The sequence below is a fragment of the Aequorivita sp. H23M31 genome (genome assembly GCF_004022485.1).
Lineage (GTDB): Bacteria > Bacteroidota > Bacteroidia > Flavobacteriales > Flavobacteriaceae > Aequorivita > Aequorivita ciconiae.
This window is the reverse complement of record NZ_CP034951.1, coordinates 1,606,942-1,628,661: the sequence shown is the minus strand read 5'-3', so window position 1 is coordinate 1,628,661 and position 21,720 is coordinate 1,606,942. Positions and strand designations below refer to the sequence as shown.

12 protein-coding genes are annotated in these 21,720 nt (G+C 37.8%); 8 read left to right on the top strand and 4 right to left on the bottom strand.

Annotated elements, in window-relative coordinates:
* The first annotated feature begins 86 nt into the window (after positions 1 to 86).
* Positions 87 to 3,272, top strand: coding sequence for a cytochrome c biogenesis protein CcsA (gene ccsA, locus EI546_RS07130; protein ID WP_128249898.1), 3,186 nt, complete (start codon positions 87 to 89; stop codon positions 3,270 to 3,272).
* 214 nt (positions 3,273 to 3,486) lie between these two features.
* Here ccsA and EI546_RS07125 read toward each other — a convergent pair whose 3' ends face one another.
* Complete coding sequence (locus EI546_RS07125; protein ID WP_128249897.1) at positions 3,487 to 4,851, bottom strand: TlpA family protein disulfide reductase; 1,365 nt, start codon at positions 4,849 to 4,851, stop codon at positions 3,487 to 3,489.
* Between the two features lie 253 nt (positions 4,852 to 5,104).
* On the opposite strand from EI546_RS07125, the gene hutH reads away from it, so the two are divergent.
* Positions 5,105 to 6,616, top strand: a complete 1,512-nt coding sequence (hutH, locus tag EI546_RS07120) for a histidine ammonia-lyase (RefSeq protein ID WP_128249896.1) — start codon at positions 5,105 to 5,107, stop codon at positions 6,614 to 6,616.
* 81 nt (positions 6,617 to 6,697) lie between these two features.
* On the opposite strand, the gene EI546_RS07115 is transcribed toward hutH, so the two are convergent.
* Positions 6,698 to 9,250 carry an ATP-dependent Clp protease ATP-binding subunit gene (locus EI546_RS07115; protein WP_128249895.1) on the bottom strand — a complete coding sequence of 851 codons (2,553 nt, stop codon included), beginning with the start codon at positions 9,248 to 9,250 and terminating at the stop codon, positions 6,698 to 6,700.
* A gap of 256 nt (positions 9,251 to 9,506) precedes the next feature.
* Here EI546_RS07115 and gyrA point away from each other — a divergent pair, with 256 nt between their 5' ends.
* Together gyrA and EI546_RS07105 are read left to right on the top strand one after the other, a co-directional pair.
* Positions 9,507 to 12,041, top strand: a complete 2,535-nt coding sequence (gene gyrA, locus EI546_RS07110; RefSeq protein WP_128249894.1) for a DNA gyrase subunit A — start codon at positions 9,507 to 9,509, stop codon at positions 12,039 to 12,041.
* A 100-nt stretch (positions 12,042 to 12,141) separates the two neighbouring features.
* A complete protein-coding gene (locus tag EI546_RS07105) occupies positions 12,142 to 13,401 on the top strand; it encodes a tetratricopeptide repeat protein (RefSeq protein ID WP_128249893.1) in 1,260 nt (419 codons plus the stop codon).
* A gap of 89 nt (positions 13,402 to 13,490) precedes the next feature.
* Here EI546_RS07105 and EI546_RS07100 read toward each other — a convergent pair whose 3' ends face one another.
* Positions 13,491 to 14,240 carry a C40 family peptidase gene (locus EI546_RS07100; protein WP_128249892.1) on the bottom strand — a complete coding sequence of 250 codons (750 nt, stop codon included), beginning with the start codon at positions 14,238 to 14,240 and terminating at the stop codon, positions 13,491 to 13,493.
* 30 nt (positions 14,241 to 14,270) lie between these two features.
* Entirely contained in the window at positions 14,271 to 15,449 is a 1,179-nt protein-coding gene (locus tag EI546_RS07095; RefSeq protein WP_128249891.1) for an acetyl-CoA C-acyltransferase, read from the bottom strand.
* Positions 15,450 to 15,826: 377 nt separating this feature from the next.
* On the opposite strand from EI546_RS07095, the gene EI546_RS07090 reads away from it, so the two are divergent.
* The 4 genes from EI546_RS07090 to EI546_RS07080 all read left to right on the top strand — a co-directional run bounded on the left by EI546_RS07090 (position 15,827) and on the right by EI546_RS07080 (position 21,711).
* Complete coding sequence (locus EI546_RS07090; protein ID WP_128249890.1) at positions 15,827 to 17,872, top strand: HD family phosphohydrolase; 2,046 nt, start codon at positions 15,827 to 15,829, stop codon at positions 17,870 to 17,872.
* Between the two features lie 676 nt (positions 17,873 to 18,548).
* Positions 18,549 to 19,271, top strand: coding sequence for a LytR/AlgR family response regulator transcription factor (locus tag EI546_RS07085; protein WP_128249889.1), 723 nt, complete (start codon positions 18,549 to 18,551; stop codon positions 19,269 to 19,271).
* A 180-nt stretch (positions 19,272 to 19,451) separates the two neighbouring features.
* Complete coding sequence (locus EI546_RS16210; RefSeq protein ID WP_164905197.1) at positions 19,452 to 19,601, top strand: hypothetical protein; 150 nt, start codon at positions 19,452 to 19,454, stop codon at positions 19,599 to 19,601.
* A 70-nt stretch (positions 19,602 to 19,671) separates the two neighbouring features.
* On the top strand, positions 19,672 to 21,711 hold the full coding sequence (locus tag EI546_RS07080) for a tetratricopeptide repeat-containing sensor histidine kinase (RefSeq protein ID WP_128249888.1): 2,040 nt from the start codon (positions 19,672 to 19,674) through the stop codon (positions 21,709 to 21,711).
* Positions 21,712 to 21,720: the final 9 nt, after the last annotated feature.

Sequence of the window (21,720 nt, the reverse complement as noted above, 5' to 3'; positions counted from 1 at the left end):
AATCCTCGTATCCAGTTATGTTTGAACTGTGTTTTTAATAGCTTAAATGGGCACAAATACCTAAATTTGCTTCAAAATTTTTTACAATGCTAAAAAAAGTAGCTTCTGTTCTTTTTTCTACCCGATTAACCGCTGTTCTCTTCCTAGTTTTTGCCGCTGCAATGGCAATAGGAACATTTTTGGACGCTTCCTCAGAAACCCCGCCAACCCCCTATACTAGAGAGTTAATATATAATGCATGGTGGTTTGAGGCTATAATGGGAATATTCGTTATAAACTTTATCGGCAATATATTTAGATATAATCTCCATAAGAGGAAAATGTGGGCTTCGCTAATGCTCCATCTCGCTTTGATTCTGGCGATATTTGGTGCATTTGTTACCCGATATATTGGTTTTGAAGGTGTAATGCATATCCGCGAAGGGCAAACTGAAAACTCCATTCTGTCTGAGGAAACTTATTTGGATGTTTTTATAGATGGAGATTATATGGTCGATGGCGTTCCGCAACGTCGAAAATTGAAGCCTAAAAAACTTAGGCTCTCTGAAAGGCTCAACAATGATTTTAAAATAAATACAGATTATAAGGGGCAGCCAGTAACCATTAAATTCAAAGAGTTTATTAAGGGGGCCACGGAAGGATTGACTCTGGATGAAACCGGAGACGAATATCTAAAAATTGTGGAATCCAGCGGTGGGGAAAGACATGACCATTGGGTGAAGGATGGAGAGGTTTCCAACATTCATAATATTTTATTTGCTGTTAACAAGCCAACAGAAGGTGCTATAAATATTTCCACTACGGCCGATGGGGAATACAAAATTTCCAGCCCATTTGAAGGAAATTATCTAAGGATGGCAGATCAAAAAGAAGGAACTGTTGCGGCAGATAGCGTTCAGGACTTTAATCTTCGATCGCTTTACCAACTTGGAGGAATTGGTTTTGTCGTGCCTGAAGAACTGACCAAAGGGAAATTTGGCGTAGTGAAGGCTAAACCAGGAGAATCTCATCAAGATGCTTTGGTTGTTGAAGTTTCGTCGAAGGATGAAACCAAAACCGTGGCGTTGCTAGGAGGTAAAGGTAGCGCGCCAAGTCCTACGGAAACTGAGGTGGGTGGATTAAAAGTATACATGAGCTATGGCTCTGAAAGTATCCCACTTCCTTTTAGCATTACATTAAACGAGTTTATCGCCGATAAATATCCAGGTACCGAAAAAGGGTATTCTTCTTTTAAGAGTAAGGTTACCGTAATAGACGAGGATAAAAGTCATTTTGATGCCGATATTTTTATGAACAACGTTCTTGATCATGATGGATATCGTTTCTTCCAATCTGGTTTCGATCCAGATGAAGGTGGGACTATTCTATCTGTAAACCACGACTGGTGGGGTACTTGGATTACATATATTGCTTATTTCTTCTTATATATAGGTCTTCTCGCCATATTATTCAGCAAGGATAGCCGTTTCGGAAAACTGGAAATTATGCTGGACCGCATAAAGCGTAAGAAAAAGAGTATGATTACTATTTTGGTGCTTCTTCTTGGTTTTTCCGGAATGGCACAACAACCCGAGTCCACATCACACGCTTCTCTGCCTAAGGAGCAGGTTGATTCCCTGATAATTGCAAATGCCGTAAGTAAAGAACACGCTGAAAAATTTGGGCATTTATTGATCCAGGACAACGGTCGGATGAAGCCAATCAATACGTTCGCCAGTGAGTTATTGAGAAAAGTTAGTCGCAGTGACCATTACAAAGGCCTAGACGCAGATCAGGTATTTATTTCGATGTCTGAATTTCCGCGACTCTGGGTTGAAGTTCCATTAATCGCCCTAAAAAGAGGTAATGATAGCATCCGTCACGTAGCCGGTGTTCCTGATGGCCAAAAAAACATATCTCTTCTAGATCTTTTTGATAATAAAGGAAATTATAAACTTGAACCCTATCTGGCAGCTGCCACGCGAACTACTACGCCCAATCAATATCAAAAAGATTTTATAAAAGCGCATGAAAATTTTTCATTATTAAATGCTGCTTTAAGTGGGAGTATATTAAAAATATTTCCCATTCCCGGCGATCCTGGGAATAAGTGGGTTTCTTATCCTGAATTGGGAGAGGTGAATATTACAGGTATGGACTCTCTCTATGCCAGAAATATTCTGCCCATGTATTTTGACAGTTTGAAAAAAGCTAGGGAATCTGGAGATTACACTCAAGCTGATGATTTTTTGGAGAGCATAACCAATTTCCAGAAAAAATATGGAGCCGAGATTATGCCTTCCGAAAATAAATTGGCAGCTGAAACTATTTACAATAAGGCAGATATATTTAATCGGTTGTATAAGTTATTTGGAATATTCGGTATTCTAATGTTCATTTTCATTATAGCCCAACTCTTTAGGGATAGAAAAATTCTTCGTATTCTAATAAGTGGTTCAAAAATATTAATGTGGATATTCTTCACTTTAATGACCCTAGGATTGGCCCTTCGCTGGTATGTAAGTGGTCATGCACCTTGGAGTGACGCCTACGAATCGGTGATTTACGTTGCTTGGGCCACTGTTTTCTTCGGACTATCCTTTGGCCGAAAAAGTGACCTAACGGTTGCCTCTACTGCTTTTGTTGGCGCGATTATTTTATGGGTTGCCCACGAAAATTGGTTAGATCCCTCTATTGCGAACCTTCAGCCAGTATTGGATAGCTATTGGTTGATGATTCATGTGGCGGTAATAGTAATGAGCTATGGTCCTTTTACCTTGGGAATGATTCTGGCAGCAATATCATTGTTACTAATGATATTTACCACGAGGAAGAATTACAGCAAGATGGAAATAAACATCAGTGAGCTTACGGTAATTACCGAAATGGCTCTTACAGCTGGATTGGTGTTATTGACCATCGGTAACTTCTTAGGCGGACAATGGGCGAACGAGAGTTGGGGCCGTTATTGGGGTTGGGATCCGAAAGAAACCTGGGCCTTGATAAGTATTATGGTTTACGCATTTGTAATTCACGCAAGATTGGTGCCCGGACTTCGAGGTCGTTGGACTTTTAATGTTTTTGCCCTGTTTTCCTACGCCTCAATTATGATGACGTATTTTGGTGTAAACTTTTATCTAAGTGGATTACATTCTTACGCCAGTGGAGATGCGCCGGCCACTCCGACCTTTGTTTGGTGGATTACATTGTTCGCGGTAATCCTGAGTGTTGTTGCATACTTCCGATATAAGAAGTATTATGGAAAAACGAAAAGGACTCGAAAGATTAAATAAGTTTTAGATAGGATTTCTTAATTTTAAGATGAATTCTTTTCAGCTTTAATTTTCAAATGAAGAAGGTTGAAACGTTAGAATGTTTGGACCTCTTTTCTTTACATATGTTTTTAGTTTCATCTCTAGTATAGCAAATCCCAGGATAGAAATGGAAATAAAAAACCCACGAACATTTTGGTATTCGTGGGCGATTATATTTTAAAATGATACTTCCTTAAAGTAATGCGTCAAGAGTCTTTTTTAGCATAGGATCTGATGGTCTTGGCGCATCTGCAGAAACTATATTTCCGTCGGGGTCGAGTAATATAAACCTTGGGATACCAAGTATTCCGTAATCCTTCACAAATTCTGAATTCCAGTTGTTATCCGCCATTAATTGCACACCTGCAAGAGATTTTTCCGTAACCATATTTTTCCACTTATCATAATCCTTTGGCTCGTCAATAGAAATACTAACAAATTCAATGTTTTTACTTTGATACTCTTTTTCTCTTTCTTTTAAAGCGGGAATTTCCCTTAAACATGGTCCACACCAAGTAGCCCAAACGTCTATATATACATATTTCCCTTTTAAATCTGCTAGGCTAGTTTTTCCACCTTTATGGTTTTCATAGTTGAAAGTAGGAGAGGCCTTTCCTTTAATAAGGGTCTGCAGTTTATTATAGCGGCCTGTAATTTCCATTAAGTTATCCGGATTGGGATTGGAATTCTTATAAATATTAAACGCTTCTTCCAGACTGTTATCTGGTTTTAGACCAAAATGAAGGTAATTGAACATTATTTTATCCTTAGCATACCCATCTGGCAAAGAGGAATTTACTTTTTTCATAAAAAGTAAAGTGTGTTCATTGTCTCCACTTTCATAAGTTTCTTCATTTACCAAGCGATTAAAATGTGCATCCAACATATTTTGATAAGCGAGTGAGTTACGAAAGGCAAGAGTATCTGCATAATTTATATCCTTTAAGGGATTATAAAAGTTGCTTTCCACTTGATAATCTTCTATTCCTGTAAGGTATCTATGTGCATCAACATAATTTTCAATATGGGTTGCTTTCAAATATTCATTTTCCTTTTGAGAGATTTTTTCAAAGTTTGGATTTTTAATTTTGTGGACTTTATAAAGACTATCCATAGCTTTCTGATTTGCATCCAGTTTTTTTATAAAGGTATCTTCATCTGAAGAATAAAGATCCTTATAGTCTATATGTGTTTCATTCCAAAGATATCTTTGGTTCAAATAATTGTTTTCAGTTGCAAGATCGCCAGAGAATTTTAAGGACTCGTCAAAATTATCTCCATCCATATTGATAGTTAAGTTTTTCCCTTTTTCCAAATAAATCTCAGTTTGTTCCCTGCCGGCATATAATTGATAAAAACCATCGCTATGTAAGTGTAAGGTATCTGAAAATGTTCGGTCTGCGGAAACTGGGATCTTTGTTTCCAACTTGTTCCCAGTAACCACGATGAAGTCCGCGGGACTATTTTCTAATGTACCATGAATAATAGAGTACGACGGTTCATTTTTATCGCAAGAAAGTAGGACGAGTGCCAAAAGTAAGAATGCTAAATATTTCATTTTTTTTAATGTTTTTCTTATTGTTTATGATGAATGTAACCTTTCTGAACTGAATAAAAGGGAACTAAAAAATATATAATGAATTTATAAAATTAGGAATCCCAATTTCAAAACTCCGCCATTAGTTTGTTAATTTTTTATTTCGTTTCTTTTTCAAAGAAAAGGTCCTTTTCCTAAGGTTTGGAAACCTTTTTTGAAAAGTTTGGTCAAGTCCGCCCTTTAAAATTCTTATTTTTGTAAAAATTTTATCTCAATGCAGGAAATACATTATATAAGTTCTGAAATACTAGATTTATCCAATATAAAGGAAATTTTGGAGAAGCATATGAAGTTGGCGCTTTCGGAAGAAGCCCAATTGAATATTAATAAATCCCGGGATTATCTGGTTAACAAAATGAAGGATAATGAAACCCCGGTATATGGTATCAACACTGGTTTTGGGTCGCTTTGCTATGTTAAAATTCCATCTGAGGGCATTTATAAATTACAGGAAAACCTTGTAATGTCCCACGCTTGTGGTACAGGAGATCTGGTGCCAAAACCAATTATAAAACTAATGCTCCTGCTGAAAATTCAGTCGCTGAGTTATGGATATAGTGGTGTGCAACTGGAAACCATAGAAAGACTAATTGATTTTTATAATAACGAGATACTTCCGGTTGTTTATACTCAAGGAAGTTTGGGAGCTTCAGGCGATTTGGCGCCCTTGGCCCACCTCTCTCTTCCTCTTTTAGGGAAAGGTGAAGTGTATTGGAGCGGGAAAAGAACGCCTTCGGAAAAAATATTGAAAAAGTTTGGTTGGGAGCCTATTACTTTAAAGGCCAAAGAAGGTCTCGCACTTCTTAATGGTACCCAGTTTATGACCGCTTATGGGGTACATTGTCTTTTAAAAAGCTATAAACTTTCCTATTTGGCCGATTTAATAGGAGCCATTTCTACCGATGCATTCGACTGTAATATGAGCCCTTTTAATCCTTTGGTCCACTTGATACGGCCTCACCGTGGACAGATAAAAACAGCGGAAAGATTTCGAGAATTCTTGCATGAAAGCGAAATTGGAAAATCCGAAAAGAAAAATGTTCAGGATCCATATTCTTTTAGGTGTATCCCACAAGTTCATGGTGCAACCAAAGACACTATCACTTTTGTGCATAAAACCTTTAAAACCGAAATGAACTCGGTTACGGATAATCCTAACATTTTTGTAAAGGATGATATGATTATTTCTGGGGGAAACTTTCACGGGCAGCCATTGGCTCTTGCTTTAGACTATCTTGCTATTGCAATGTGCGAATTGGGCAATATTTCCGAAAGAAGGACTTACCAATTGGTATCAGGATTAAGGGAGCTTCCAGCATTTCTTGTGAACAATCCCGGGCTGAACAGCGGTTTTATGATCCCTCAATATACCGCTGCAAGTATTGTAAGCCAGAATAAGCAATTTGCTACGCCATCGTCAGTCGATTCCATTGTTTCTTCAAACGGGCAGGAGGATCACGTTAGTATGGGTGCGAACGGTGCTACCAAGTGTTTAAAAGTAGTGGATAATATCGAAACCGTTTTGGCTATCGAATTAATGAATGCATCACAGGCATTGCGTTTTCGAGAACCTACAAAGACGTCTCCATTTTTGGAGACATTTCTAAAACCATATCGATCTATTGTTCCATTTATAGAGGAAGACCGTGTAATGGCAGATGACATTCATGCAAGCATTGCATTTTTATCTTCCTTGGATGTGGATCCTGAAATTATGTTTGAATAAGGAATCTTATTCTTTATATGTAAACAAAAAAAATCCCCAAGATTTCTCTCGGGATAGGTAATTTATCGGCTTTTCAACCGGCTAAGATTCAGTGGCCTTCTTCTGTTTTTTGATGCTTATTGTCAATTCGTCCTTATCTTCATCCAGATCCATTGAAATTGCATCTCCTTCGGTAAGTCCGCTGTTGATGATTTCTTCCGCTAGGGCATCCTCAATATATTTCTGGATGGCTCGGTTTAGAGGTCTTGCGCCATATTGCTTATCGAAGCCTTTTTCTGCGATAAAGTCTTTCGCTTTTTCTGAAAGATTTAGAGTATAGCCCAAATCTTTGATTCGCAGATAAAGTTTATCCAGCTCGATATCGATAATTTTATGGATATCCTCTTTTTCCAGAGCGTTGAAAACCATTACATCGTCAATTCGGTTCAGGAATTCTGGAGCAAAGGTCTTTTTCAGTGCGTTTTCGATAACACTCTTTGTGTAGGTTTCCTCTTGGCTCTTTTTCGCCGAAGTTCCAAAACCAACTCCTTGTCCAAAATCCTTGATCTGACGTGCTCCAATGTTGGAGGTCATTATGATTATGGTATTTCTGAAATCGATTTTTCTACCTAAACTATCAGTGAGAAATCCGTCATCCAATACCTGTAGCAACATATTGAAAACATCTGGGTGGGCTTTCTCAATTTCATCGAGCAGTACAACCGCATAAGGTTTTCTTCTTATTTTTTCGGTTAACTGACCGCCCTCTTCATACCCTACGTATCCCGGAGGTGCTCCAACTAAACGAGAGATAGCAAATTTCTCCATATACTCGCTCATATCAATACGAATGAGTGCATTATCCGAATCAAAAAGTTCTCGCGCCAAAACCTTAGCAAGTTGGGTTTTACCAACCCCTGTTTGACCTAGGAAAATAAATGATCCAATAGGTTTGTTCGGGTCCTTCAATCCAGCACGATTTCTTTGAATAGCCTTAACGACTTTAGCAACAGCTTCGTCCTGTCCAATTACTTTTCCTTTAATTCGGTCGGGGAGGGCAGCGAGTTTCTTGCTTTCAGTTTGGGCAATCCTATTTACTGGAATCCCTGTCATCATGGAAACAACCTCTGCAACATTTTCTTCGGTTACCGCTACCTTGTTCAGCTTAGAATCCGCCTCCCAGGTTGCCTGTTGTTCTGCCAGCTCTTTTTCAAGGTTTTTCTCATCATCCCGAAGTTTCGCCGCTTCTTCGTATTTCTGTTTTTTGACTACAGAATTTTTCAGCTCCCGTACTTCTTCAAGTTTGGCCTCTATTTTAAGAATCTTTTCCGGTACGTGAATGTTAGTGATATGGACCCTTGATCCCGCTTCATCCAGGGCATCAATAGCTTTGTCCGGTAGAAAGCGTTCCGTCATATATCGATTTGTAAGTTTGACACAAGCCAAAATCGCTTCATCGGTATATTCCACATTATGGTGGGTTTCATACTTATCCTTAATATTCATAAGTATTTCAACGGTTTCCTCTACACTCGTAGGTTCTACCAATACTTTTTGGAAACGTCTTTCCAGAGCACCATCCTTTTCAATATATTGACGGTATTCATCAAGTGTAGTAGCTCCTATACATTGAATTTCTCCCCTAGCAAGCGCGGGTTTGAACATGTTGGAAGCGTCAAGAGAGCCTGTAGCTCCACCTGCGCCCACGATGGTATGTATTTCATCTATAAAAAGAATGATATCATCGTTCTTTTCAAGTTCGTTCATTACAGCCTTCATTCGCTCCTCAAATTGGCCTCGGTATTTTGTACCTGCAACCAAACTGGCCAAATCTAAAGTAACAACGCGTTTGTCGTACAGAATTCGAGAGACTTTTCGTTGAATAATACGAAGAGCAAGACCTTCTGCAATGGCAGATTTACCTACTCCTGGCTCACCGATTAGCAGAGGATTGTTTTTCTTTCTTCGGCTTAAAATCTGGGATACGCGTTGGATTTCGTTTTCTCTTCCCACAACCGGATCAAGTTTTCCTTCTTCCGCGAGGGAAGTAAGGTCTCTTCCAAAATTATCGAGTACGGGAGTTTTCGATTTCTTGTTTGTTTTGGAGGTGCCTCCCATAAACAGATTTTCCTTTCCTGCATCACCCGCAGATGTATCGTCATCGTTTGAAAAGGATTCGGCACTAGGAGATTCTATATAGTCGTCGTCATTGGTTATCATAAGTTTAAATTGGTCTTTAACCGCATCATAATCAATCTTCATTTTGTTCAACAGTTTGGTCGTAGGGTCGTTTTCATTCCGCAAAATACATAAAAGTAAATGTGCGGTATTAATCGAGGTGCTTTGAAAAAGCTTCGCTTCCAAAAATGTGGTCTTTAAAGCTCTTTCTGCCTGCCGAGTAAGGTGGAGGTTTTTTTTCTCATTGGTCGTGGTTAACACTGCGGAATTGGCGGGGCTCAAAATCTCTACTTTTCTGCGCAAATGGTTTAGATCTATCGCAAGTGCGTTTAAAATTGTTACCGCCTTCCCACTGCCATCCCTTAAAAGTCCCAGCATTAAGTGTTCCGTGCCAATAAAATCATGACCCAAACGGAGTGCTTCTTCCTTGCTATAGGCAATTACGTCTTTTACTCTTGGTGAAAAATTATCATCCATGTTTTAATTTCCTTTCTTTCATTAAACTACTAAATTACCCAAATTAGGTCAAAAACCATTCCTATTTCAGATCAATTTAGTAAAAGGACGAAAAGTAAACGGTAATTCAAAGCGTTAAGGCCTATACTTATCAACGATTGCACCGCTATGTTTTGTTAATAAATAGGTAATTTTGAACCCTAAAAACCCGCGTAAAACCTACTGAAATATGTATCTTGCTCCTTAATATATTAATGATTAATAAACCTATATTTTTATGGCTGAAGGAGAAAGATTAATTCCCATAAACATTGAAGATGAGATGAAATCGGCATACATTGATTATTCAATGTCCGTCATTGTGTCACGAGCTTTGCCAGATGTTCGTGATGGTATGAAGCCCGTACATCGACGGGTCTTGTTTGGAATGCACGAATTGGGAATTAGGGCCACAGGCGCACATAAAAAATCAGCGAGAATTGTTGGGGAAGTTTTAGGTAAATATCACCCGCACGGTGATACTTCCGTTTATGATGCCATGGTGAGAATGGCCCAAGAATGGAGTTTGAGATATATGCTTATCGACGGGCAAGGTAACTTTGGTTCGGTGGATGGAGATTCGCCTGCAGCAATGCGATATACAGAGGCGCGCATGCAGAAGATTTCAGAGGATATGTTGGCCGATATTGATAAAGATACCGTAGATCACCAACTTAATTTTGATGATACTTTAAATGAACCAACAGTTCTGCCCACGCGAATTCCAGGACTTCTAATAAATGGAGCGAGTGGAATCGCCGTTGGTATGGCAACGAATATGCCTCCCCATAACCTTACGGAAGTGGTGAATGGAATAATCGCTTACATTGATGATAATGATATTGATGTTGATGGACTGATGCAATACATCAAAGCACCCGACTTTCCCACGGGTGGAATTATTTATGGCTATGAAGGAGTCCGTGAAGCCTTTAAAACGGGACGAGGACGGGTGGTAATGCGCGCCAAAGCTTCTTTTGAAGTGGTAAACGGGCGCGAATGTATTATAGTTACCGAAATTCCATATCAGGTAAACAAGGCTGAAATGATCAAGAAAACAGCCGATCTGGTCAATGAAAAGAAAATAGAGGGTATATCAAATATTCGCGATGAGAGTGATAGAAAGGGAATGCGCATTGTCTATATTCTGAAAAGAGATGCAATCCCAAACATTGTTCTCAACACTTTATATAAATATACCGCACTTCAATCCAGTTTTAGCGTAAACAACATTGCCTTGGTTAATGGAAGGCCGCAAATGTTGAATCTAAAGGATCTGATCCATTATTTTGTAGAGCACAGACACGAAGTTGTAGTGCGCCGAACAGAATATTTACTGCGAAAGGCGGAGGAGCGCGCGCATATTTTGGAAGGTTTGATTATAGCTTCGGATAATATTGATGAGGTAATTCGTCTAATCCGTGCGTCTTCCAATGCGGATGAGGCGCGACAAAAACTTATTGAAGCTTTCAGTTTATCCGAGATCCAGGCGAAGGCAATTGTCGAGATGCGTTTGCGTCAGTTAACAGGCCTAGAACAGGATAAGCTGCGAACAGAATATGAGGAGTTGATGAAAACCATCGAGGATTATAAAGAAATTCTTGCCAGTTTTGAAAGAAGAATGGAAATTATTAAGGATGAACTTGCAGAAGTTCGTAGCAAGTATGGTGATGAGCGTCGCTCAACTATAGAATATGCCGGAGGGGATGTGAGTATTACAGATCTTATTGCAGATGAACAGGTTGTAATTACTATTTCGCACGCTGGTTATATAAAAAGAACTTCTCTTACTGAATATAAAACCCAAGCGAGAGGAGGAGTGGGTCAAAAAGCTTCGGCTACCAGAAATGAGGACTTTCTTGAGCATCTTTTTGTGGGGACAAACCATCAGTATATGCTATTCTTCACCCAAAAAGGAAAATGTTTCTGGATGCGGGTTTTCGAAATCCCTGAGGGAACAAGAACTTCAAAAGGTCGGGCAATTCAGAATTTGATAAATATTGAACCGGACGATAGCGTTAAAGCTTTTATTAATACCCAGGATTTAAAAGATGAAGAATATATAAACAGTCATTATGTAATTATGGCCACCAAAAAGGGCCAAGTTAAAAAGACTTCCCTTGAGCAGTATTCCCGCCCAAGAACAAACGGGATCAATGCCATAACCATTAGAGAAGATGACGAATTGCTGGAGGCAAAACTTACAACTGGAGACAGCCAGGTAATGCTTGCTGTGAGGTCTGGGAAGGCTATACGTTTTGAGGAAGAGAAAACAAGGCCTATGGGAAGAAATGCTTCAGGAGTAAGAGGAATAACTCTTGCAAATGAAAAGGATGAGGTAATAGGAATGATCGCAGTCAATGATGCCCAATCGGACGTTCTTGTAGTGTCTGAAAATGGATATGGTAAAAGGTCTTCAATCGAGGATTATCGTGTAACCAATCGGGGCGGTAAAGGTGTGAAAACTATTAACGTAACCGAAAAGACAGGTAAACTCGTTGCCATTAAAAATGTTACGGATGACGATGATTTGATGATTATCAACAAATCTGGGATTGCCATTAGAATGGCTGTTTCGACCCTGAGGGTTATGGGTCGCGCCACTCAAGGTGTTCGGCTGATAAAGGTAAGGGAGGATGATGCCATTGCCGCAGTTGCAAAAGCGATGAAAGATGAAGAAGAAGCTGTTCTGGATCAAGAGATTGAAAATGATATAGAAAATAATGGCACTATTCTTGACTCCAACGACGAAGAAACTGAAAATAACGAATAAAGCAGTAAGAATGATACCTCCACTTATTATCTTTGAATTAAGATGAATTATAAATAAGAGGATTATTTTTACCTTTAGAAAAACAAAAATTATTAAACAAATGAAAAAACGAGTTTTAATAGCCGGATTGGCACTTGTAACCGCTGTTTCCTTTGGACAAAAAAAGGAAATCAAAAAAGCTGAAAAAGCCATAAAGTCCAGTCAATTTAATGAGGCATTAAAGTATTTGGATGAAGCGGAACCGCAATTAGGGACCGTGGATAATCAGATGAAAGCCCAATTTTATGCCACCCGAGGTGAAGCGATTCTGGGTGCTGCCAATAAAAATCACAAGAAGTTATTGGCTGCCGCCGAAGCCTTCCAAACAGCAATTTCCTTAAATCCAAAGATTAATATGGAGTTCGAAACAGCGCTCCAAAACCTCCGAGTTGATATTATTAATGCTGCGATGGATGATCAAAACGCACAAAATTATACACCCGCTACAGAAAAATTGTACGCACTTTATTTAGTGTCACAAGATCCAGGCGATTTATATTTTGCTGCCGGTAACGCCGTTAACGGTCATGATTATGATACTGCTTTAAAGTATTATCAAATGCTTTTAGACCAAGGATATACTGGAATAGAAGAACAATTTGTTGCAACTGATAAGGTTTCTGGTGAGGAAAAAGCTTTTGGGAGCAAGAACCTACGCGATCTTGCCGTAAAAAGTGGGGAATATATAAAACCACAGATGAAGAAAACCGACTCAAGAAAAGGGGAGATTTTACGAAATATGACCCTTATATATATTGAGGAAGGAAATACGGAAAAGGCAAGTGACCTGATGAAAGCTGCTCGTGCCGAAAGCCCAGATGATATTCAACTTATGCGAGCAGATGCATATATGAGTTATAAAATGGGCGACGTAGAGCGATATAATGAAATCCTAAATCAAATAGTTGCTTCAGATCCCAACAATCCCGAGATTTATTTTAATTTGGGCGTTGCTGCGGGCGAAATGGGGAATAATGAAAAAGCGGTTCAGTATTATAAAAAAGCTCTTGAATTAAAACCAGATTATGAGGGAGCCTTGATCAATATTTCAGTATTGAAATTGGCGGCAGAGGATAAGTTAGTAGAGGAAATGAATAGCTTAGGGAACTCCGCTGCGGATAATAAAAGATACGATCAGTTGAAAATGGAACGTCAAAAAATCCAAAAAGAAGCTTTACCTTATTTGGAAAGATCGTTTAAAATTAACCCAAACAATGGAGAAGTTGTCCGAACGCTAATGAATATCTATGGTCAATTAGGTGATGATGCCAAATATCAAGATATGAAAGCCAGGTTCGATAAATTTAAAGAGCAAGAATAATCAAAACAAAAATCCCTCGAAAATTTCGAGGGATTTTTGTTTTAAGATACTTCGGATATTACCTTTCTGAGTCGTTTTAGATTGATCGCTTAAATAATTCTCTTTATCACTCTCAATCTGTGCGTATGCTGGCGTAGATCATAATTAAAGATTCCACTGTGATCTAGTCTATCTATTCTTACTTTTCCGTGGGCATGGATTATATAGTTATCTTCCATTATAATACCCACATGGGTTATTTTACCTTCCTCGTTATCAAAAAACGCCAAATCCCCAGGTTCACTTTCCTCAATAAAACTTAAAGCTTCACCTTGTGTTGCTTGTTGACTAGCATCGCGGAACAGTTTATGTCCATTCAGCTTGTAAACCATTTGGGTAAATCCGCTACAATCAATTCCAAATGGACTTTTTCCGCCCCACAAATAAGGCGTGTTTAAATAGGATATAGCGGTTTCTATTAAATGAATTTTCGGAAGTAATCCCGAAATTGCTTTCCCTTCAAATCTATGATTTAGAGTATTCGCAGCTGAGATGCTGCTTCCTAAACAAATGGAAATTAAGTGCTGATTTTCACTAGTAATAAAATCCACAATGTCCGTGGATAACCTTAGTGGTTTTTTTTCGAGTTGCTCGTAGGTTTCCTCACTAATGATTACGAATTGTTTATTATCCAACCAACCTTCATAGCCATCAAAAGATAAACGGACATAGCTCCATTTTTTTCGTTTTTCCAAAACTTTAAAATGTTCACCATAAAGCAGTTGGCTTACCATTTCGCTTAGGTCGCTGGACTCAGCACGAAGTGGGACAATGCTTAGGTTACAAATGCCGTATTCCATTCAGGTCGATTCAAGGTTTCCGCGAAGGAATTAGATTTTTTCAATTACCATAGCGGAAGCACCACCACCACCATTACAGATTGCGGCTGCTCCTATTTTAGCATCGTTCTGTTTTAGTACATTTAGAAGTGTAATAACAATACGAGCTCCGCTGCAACCAAGTGGATGGCCCAAAGAAACTGCACCCCCATTAACGTTTACATTACTGTCGTCCAAGTTTAGAATTTTCATATTTGCCAATCCCACCACGGCAAATGCTTCATTAAATTCAAAATAATCTACATCCTTAATATCAACGCCAGCTTTTCCAAGTGCTTTTGGCAACGCTTTTGCAGGGGCTGTGGTAAACCATTCTGGTTCTTGTGCAGCATCGGCAAATCCTTTTATATATGCTAATGGAGCGAGTCCCAGTTCTTTTGCTTTTGCTTCACTCATCAAAACCAATGCAGCTGCCCCATCGTTGATAGTAGAAGAGTTCGCGGCAGTTACCGTTCCGTCCTTTGTAAATGCAGGTCTTAATGATGATATTTTGTCCATCCTAACATTCTTAAATTCCTCATCCTCCGAAACGATAACAGGTTCACCTCGCCTTTGTGGCACTTCAACGGGAACTACTTCTTCTTTAAACTTACCGTCTGCCCAAGCTTTTGCAGAGCGTTCATAAGATTGTATGGCGAAAGCATCCTGCTCTTCTCGTGAAAATTTATATTCCGTAGCGCACAGATCGGCACATGTTCCCATTGCGTTATTGTCATAAGCATCTACCAAACCATCTTTTTGCATTCCATCTACTAAGGTGGCGGGACCGAATTTAGTTCCATTTCGCATTTGAACATAATGGGGAATGTTGCTCATGCTTTCCATTCCTCCAGCGATAATCACTTCGGCATCACCCGCAGCAATAGATTGTGCCGCCAACATTATTGACTTCATTCCTGAAGCACAAACTTTATTAACGGTGGTACAAGGAACGGATTGAGGAAGTCCGGCACCAAGGGCGGCCTGTCGCGCTGGGGCTTGACCTACTCCCGCCTGTACAACATTGCCCATGAAAACCTCCTCTACCAGAGAAGGATCCAAGTTTATTTTTTTCATTGCTCCTTTAATCGCGGCTGAACCTAACTGGACAGCGGTCAATGAAGAAAGACTCCCTAAAAAACTTCCAATAGGGGTTCTGGCGGCGGAAACTATTACTACTTTATTACTCATGCTATGTTTTTTTACGATTCAAATAAGGACTGCAAAATTACAGATTTATAACCGGAATATCAATCCTGGCCCAAACGTTTTTGGGGTGATATTGAGTTTTGTCAATACGTGATCTAGGATCATTTTTTCTTGAACTAAAAGGAAATTTCTTGATAAAATCCTCCAATTATAAGTGTTAGCTGCCACTAGCAATAACACTTAAATGAAGACTATTCATTTAAAAAATGGTTGATCTTTTTCAGGAGAAATTTTGTGAGCCCCTTCTTTATTGAGTTGTAAAGATTTGTGGATTTACTAAATACAAAAAAACTAATTCAGAATTCAGATTTGTGTTAATCCGTTCCTTATTTATACCTTTACTCTAACCTTAAGTTTTTATGAAGAACCTTCTATCCTTCTTTGCCAGAAATCAATCCTTGATTTATAAGGTTTTTTTATTTATTGTTTCCACACTTCTGTTAATTTATCTCTTGCCCAAGGGAGGGCAGTTTAAATATAATTTTCAAAAGGGAAAACCGTGGCAATATGAAAATCTATATGCACCATTTAGTTTTTCTATAAAGAAAAGCGATGAAGTTCTTAAAAAGGAACAGCAGGAAATCCGGGACAATTCCATTCCGTATTTTGATTTTGATACCGAAACCATCACCGATGTTGAAACCAATTTTCACGATAATCTCGATCTGGAATATGTAGATAGTCTTTATACCACATCCAAACGAACGGTAGAACGATTGGGTGAAGGCGTTATAAAGGAGATATATGCCAATGGATTTTCAGATGAAATTCTTCCGTACGACGATGATAAATTGATTTATCTAAAACGCGGTAATGAGATTGAAGAGCGGAAATATTCGCAGTTGTTTAAAAAGAGAAACCTCGACAAAAAAGTAAGGGAAGTTGTTGAGAAAAATAAGGCCGAGGATATTCAGCCTCTTCTCTATAATTTGCTCAATGAATCCCTAGAGCCCAATGTTAAACTGAACAATAAATTGACGCAATCCTCCATTGATGCTGAAATAAAGGCATTAAATCCCAATAGAGGAGTAATCGAGAAAGGCGGACGTATTATCGCTAAGGGCGAAGTAGTGGAGGGAGATAAGTACCAGATTTTGGAATCTCTTAAAGCTGAATACCAAAGTCAGATTTGGAGCAAAAACAATTATTTATGGCTTCTTGTGGGATATTCCCTATTGGTTTCCTTGGTATTCTTGATGTTATTTCTCTTCCTGAAAAAATATCGATCGGATATCTACCACAACAATACGAAGGTCACTTTTATTTTTTTCAATGTCTTTTTGATGGTCTTCTTGACCACCCTCATTGTCAAGGTTCACTCCGATTATGTTTATGTTATCCCCATTTGTATCCTGCCTCTTATTCTCAAAGCTTTTTTCGATCCTCGCGTGGGACTGTTTGTCCACGTTTTAACGGTTTTGCTCCTTGGTTTTATCGTGCCGAACAGTTTTGAATATATGTTTCTGCAATTTATTGCAGGTATTGTGACCATTTTAACCGTTTCAGAATTGTATAAAAGAGCTAACCTGTTTATCTCGGTTGGTCAAATTACCCTAATTTATATCATAGGATATTTCGCTTTTTATGTGATACAGGAGGGAAATATACAGACAATTCCTGTTGAGAATTTTGGGTATTTTATTCTTTGTGGATTGGCAACCTTGTTTGCCCATCCTCTTATTTATTTCTATGAAAAATTGTTTGGACTAGTCTCAGACGTTTCTCTCCTTGAGCTTAGTGATACCAATTCCAAACTCCTAAAGGAACTGTCCAATAAGGCTCCGGGAACTTTCCACCATTCGTTAAATGTGGCTAACCTTGCCGAAGCTTCTGCGAATGAAATAGGCGCCAATAGTATGCTCGTAAGAGTGGGGGCGCTTTATCATGACATTGGTAAAATGCTCAATCCTACCATGTTCACGGAAAACCAGGTCAATTCTATTAACTCCCATACCGAATTGGATCCGAAGGAAAGTGCTCGTATCATTATAGATCACGTAATTAAGGGCATTGAAATTGCCCGCAAAAACAACCTGCCTGATAGAGTAATCGATTTTATACGCACTCACCACGGAACTACTTTGGTGTATTATTTTTATGCCAAGGAACGTGAAATTCAGGGAAAGGCTAATAAAGAGGATTTTATATATCCCGGTCCAATTCCCTTTTCAAAGGAGACAGCCATTTTGATGATGGCCGATAGTGTAGAGGCTGCCAGTAAAAGTTTAAAAGAGCCTTCTTCCACCATTGTTGAGGAGCTTGTGGAAAAAATTGTAAATAACCAGATGGATCAAGGGCAATTCCTCAATGCGGATATTACCTTTAAGGAGATTCAATTGATAAAAAGGGTATTAAAGAAAAAATTGAACAATATTTTTCACCTAAGAGTGGAGTATCCAGAATAAGAAATTCCGGCCTTTTGTGTTTTGGTAGAAGTAAGATTTTAGGGACCAAATCCCAACGGGAAAAACTTTTAAGAAAGAAATTTTAATTTGATTCAAATCTAGAGCTATCAAAACTTTCCAAATTGCACCTCATTCATAGTTTTTATTTCTTCCTCAAAAATGAATGAAATCTTTATCATTATAGATTGATAAATAAAGGGCACCTATTACAGTGCCCTTTATTCCAAGTCGTAGCAGAGTTCTGAGGAGTTATAATATTCAACTTTTTTAATTCTTGTCGATCAAAAAAATTATGCTACTCATGGATTATGAACAATTATCAAAAGAGGTTTAGATTTATCATTAAAAAAAGTAGTTTATTTCAATCATCTACCTAAAACTATAAATTGTAATATGTTTGTCGTTATTGTCAAAATTACAAAGACTATAAGATGTACAAAGCAATTCTTTCCGTAGAATAAGTAAGGATAAACCCTTTATTTTATTTCCATTATTACACGGCCAAAGAGAAGCGATTCCTATTAGAGTAAGACCTAAAATGAGATAAAAAATCAGCTTTTAAACATCTGGTATTTAGTTAATAACAACAATAAGTAGGCTTTTGCCTTACTTTTAGAAAGCCTAAACCACACATCTTTTTCCTAGATCAGGGTTAATTTGGTCTAAAACTATTTGAATGATTCGTTGCTTAATAATTGAGGATGACCTAAGTATAGTTGAAACGATAAAAGCTATAGGGAATGATTTTTCTGATATTTCCCTCTATGCTTCTGCCGAAAATCATGAAAGTGCCCTAAATTTAGTTTTAAAAGTTGCACCGGATATTGTTTTTATCAATATTCAAACAATCAAAATTTCGCTGTGTGAATTTCTTTTTGACATATCCGAATATGGTCTTATTAAGCCTCATTTTATAGCCCTATCTTCCACCAAAGAAAACGCCTTCGATGCCTTTGCCTATGGTTTTGCCGATTATCTCTTAAAACCATTGAGTGAGCTCACCCTTAGAAAGAGTTTTTTAAAGGGTCAAAAAAGTGTGGTTGCAAAAAGAAATGAGACTATTTGCTTGAAATCCAACAAGGATTATCAATATTTAAATATCGATGAAATACTTTACCTAAAAGCAGATAATAATACTACTGATTTTTATATGGCAGATGGAAGGATAGTGGGAGCCTATAAAACACTTAAAGTTTTTGAAGATCAACTCCCTCAAACTTTTATACGTATTCATAAAAGTTTTATTATTAATAAAAACTGTATTTCCAGAATTAATTATAGTAAATCGATATTTGTTATCAATAATGCGCATGAAATACCTTTTACCAAAACATTTAATGCTAATATAGAAAGTATTTTTAATGATTTATCGAATAGCACGATAGTCACGTTAAATTGATTTCCCTATATAGAAGTAACTTTTCACTCGCCCTACTACCCAAATCCCTAAAATGTTAACTATTTAAGGGTCAGGTAGTAAAAAGGTTTCTATCTTAGCTACTGATTATGCTTGCCGTAAATGGCGGGTAAAGTTTTTAAAACACCCTAAAACCAATGTTAATCCTTAAAATCCTATATTATGAGACTCCCTAAATTATTTATTTTTTTATTTCTGTTATCCTTGATAACCTCCTGTTCGCCAGAAGTTCTGGCCGATACCAGCGCAAATGATGGCTCACAGGCCACAAATGATAACACTATTGTTATCGACAATGGAAGTAAACGGTAACACGGAATATCTTATATTAAGCCTCTAATTTTTAGAGGCTTTTTTAATAGCTTTGTTCGAAATATAATTTTTGAAATTTAATCTCCTATATCGGATTCTCCTCATTCTGTTGGTCTCCATTTCTTTCATGGTTTACTCCTGTGATGATCACACTGAGAAATCAAAGGCCAGTATTCCAAATTCCATTAAGGACAGTGTCGCTGTTTGGATAAAAGCTTCAAAGGACGCCTCTTATACCAAAGAGGAGAGACTACGGTTGCTACAGAAATCATATGGTGTCATACAAAGATCTAAAATAGATAGTTCGGCTCTAAAAAGTTTGAGTTCCCTCGCATTTCAAAACTATATTTTAGGGGATACCTTATGGTTCAAAAATATAAATAATGAAGTTTTAAGACTTGCCGAAAAATCAGAGGATCTTTATATTATAGGTGATGCTCATTGGAATTACGCCAGCTATTTTAATGACAAGGAGGTCTACGATAGTGCTTATTTTCATTTTAATTTAGCTCATACCTATTTCGATAAAGGTGGTTATCTATATGAATCTGCCAAAGTTCAATACGGAATGGCCTTTGTAAAATCACGGTTTAAGGATTATTCCGGAAGTGAGGTTTTGATTTTTAATGCCATTCCAAAGTTTGAAAAATTAAAAGATTACAAATCATTGTATTCCTGTTATGACCTTTTAGGGCAATTGCAAAATGACATTTATGAATATGACAAAGCGTTAGAATATTATAATGAATCAATAACCTACGCTAATAAAGTGAATGACAATCCTTTCTTATTTGAAGGGTCCTTAAATAATATTGGTTATACTTATTTAAAGAAGGGGGAATTTGCCGAGGCCATCGGATATTTTGACCAGATTCTGAACAACAAAGACCTAAAATCCAAAAATGTAAACCATTATGCCAGAGTGTTAAGCAATAAGGCCTATTGTTTATTGCGTATGCGAGATACTGCCCACGTAGCTGATTATTTATATGAAGGGTTGCATATTCGTGACAGTTTGAACAATAAGGCGGGTGTTGTTGCCAGTGAAATTTATTTAGCGGAATATTATATTTATAAGCAGGACTCCATACAAGCGATTCATCTTGCAAAAGAGGCCAATGAAGGTGCACATGAAATCAAAAACAGTGCTGATTATTTAGAGACACTGTTGCTGTTGGCAAAATTGGAACCTAACAATTCTCGGGATTATTTTAAAAGACACATTCACTATAGTGATAGCTTGCAAAAAGTTGAGCGCAAGATTCAAAACAAATTTGCCCGTATAGCTTATGAAACTGACGGCTATATTGAAAAAGCCAAACGCTTGTCCCAACAAAGGATTTGGATTTCTGTGGTTGGGATTAGCGCATTCTCCATTTTGGGTTTATTGTTTTTTTTAAGAAACCAAAGATCGAAACACGAAAAATTACAGCTGGAATATGAACAGCAAAAAGCGAATGAGCAAATATATCTTATCACCTTAAAGCAGCAAGAAAGGCTGGAGAAAGAAAGAATTGAGGAGCGTAACAGGATTGCCGAAGAACTGCACGATGGGATTTTGGGGAAATTATTCGGGACACGGGTAGGTTTGGGATTTTTACCATTAAATGAGGATCAATTCACACGAGAAAAACATAGTTTATACCTTGAGGAACTTCAAAATATAGAAAAGGAGATACGGGAAGTTTCCCATAAATTAAGTGATAACTTTGAGGATTTCGAAATAAGCTTTCCAAACACACTTAAAGAGTTTATGGAAACGAATTCCGAAATAGGTAATTTTAAATATGAGCTGCGATTGGACGAGGAAATTAGTTGGGATAACCTGGACGATACTATTAAAGTAAATCTTTTTAGAATTACTCAAGAGTCAATTCAGAATATTATTAAATATGCTTCTGCCAATACTGTTTGCGTTTCCTTCTTATTAAATAATGGAAAAATAACCTTGGAAATAAAAGATGATGGTCAAGGGTTTAATCTAAAACAGAAGAAAAAGGGCATTGGATTAAAAAATATGAAATCCCGAGTGAAAAAATTAAAGGGGGTATTTAGTATCCATTCGCTCCCAAATGAAGGCACTACCATAAGCATTCAAATTCCAATATAAAGCAATATA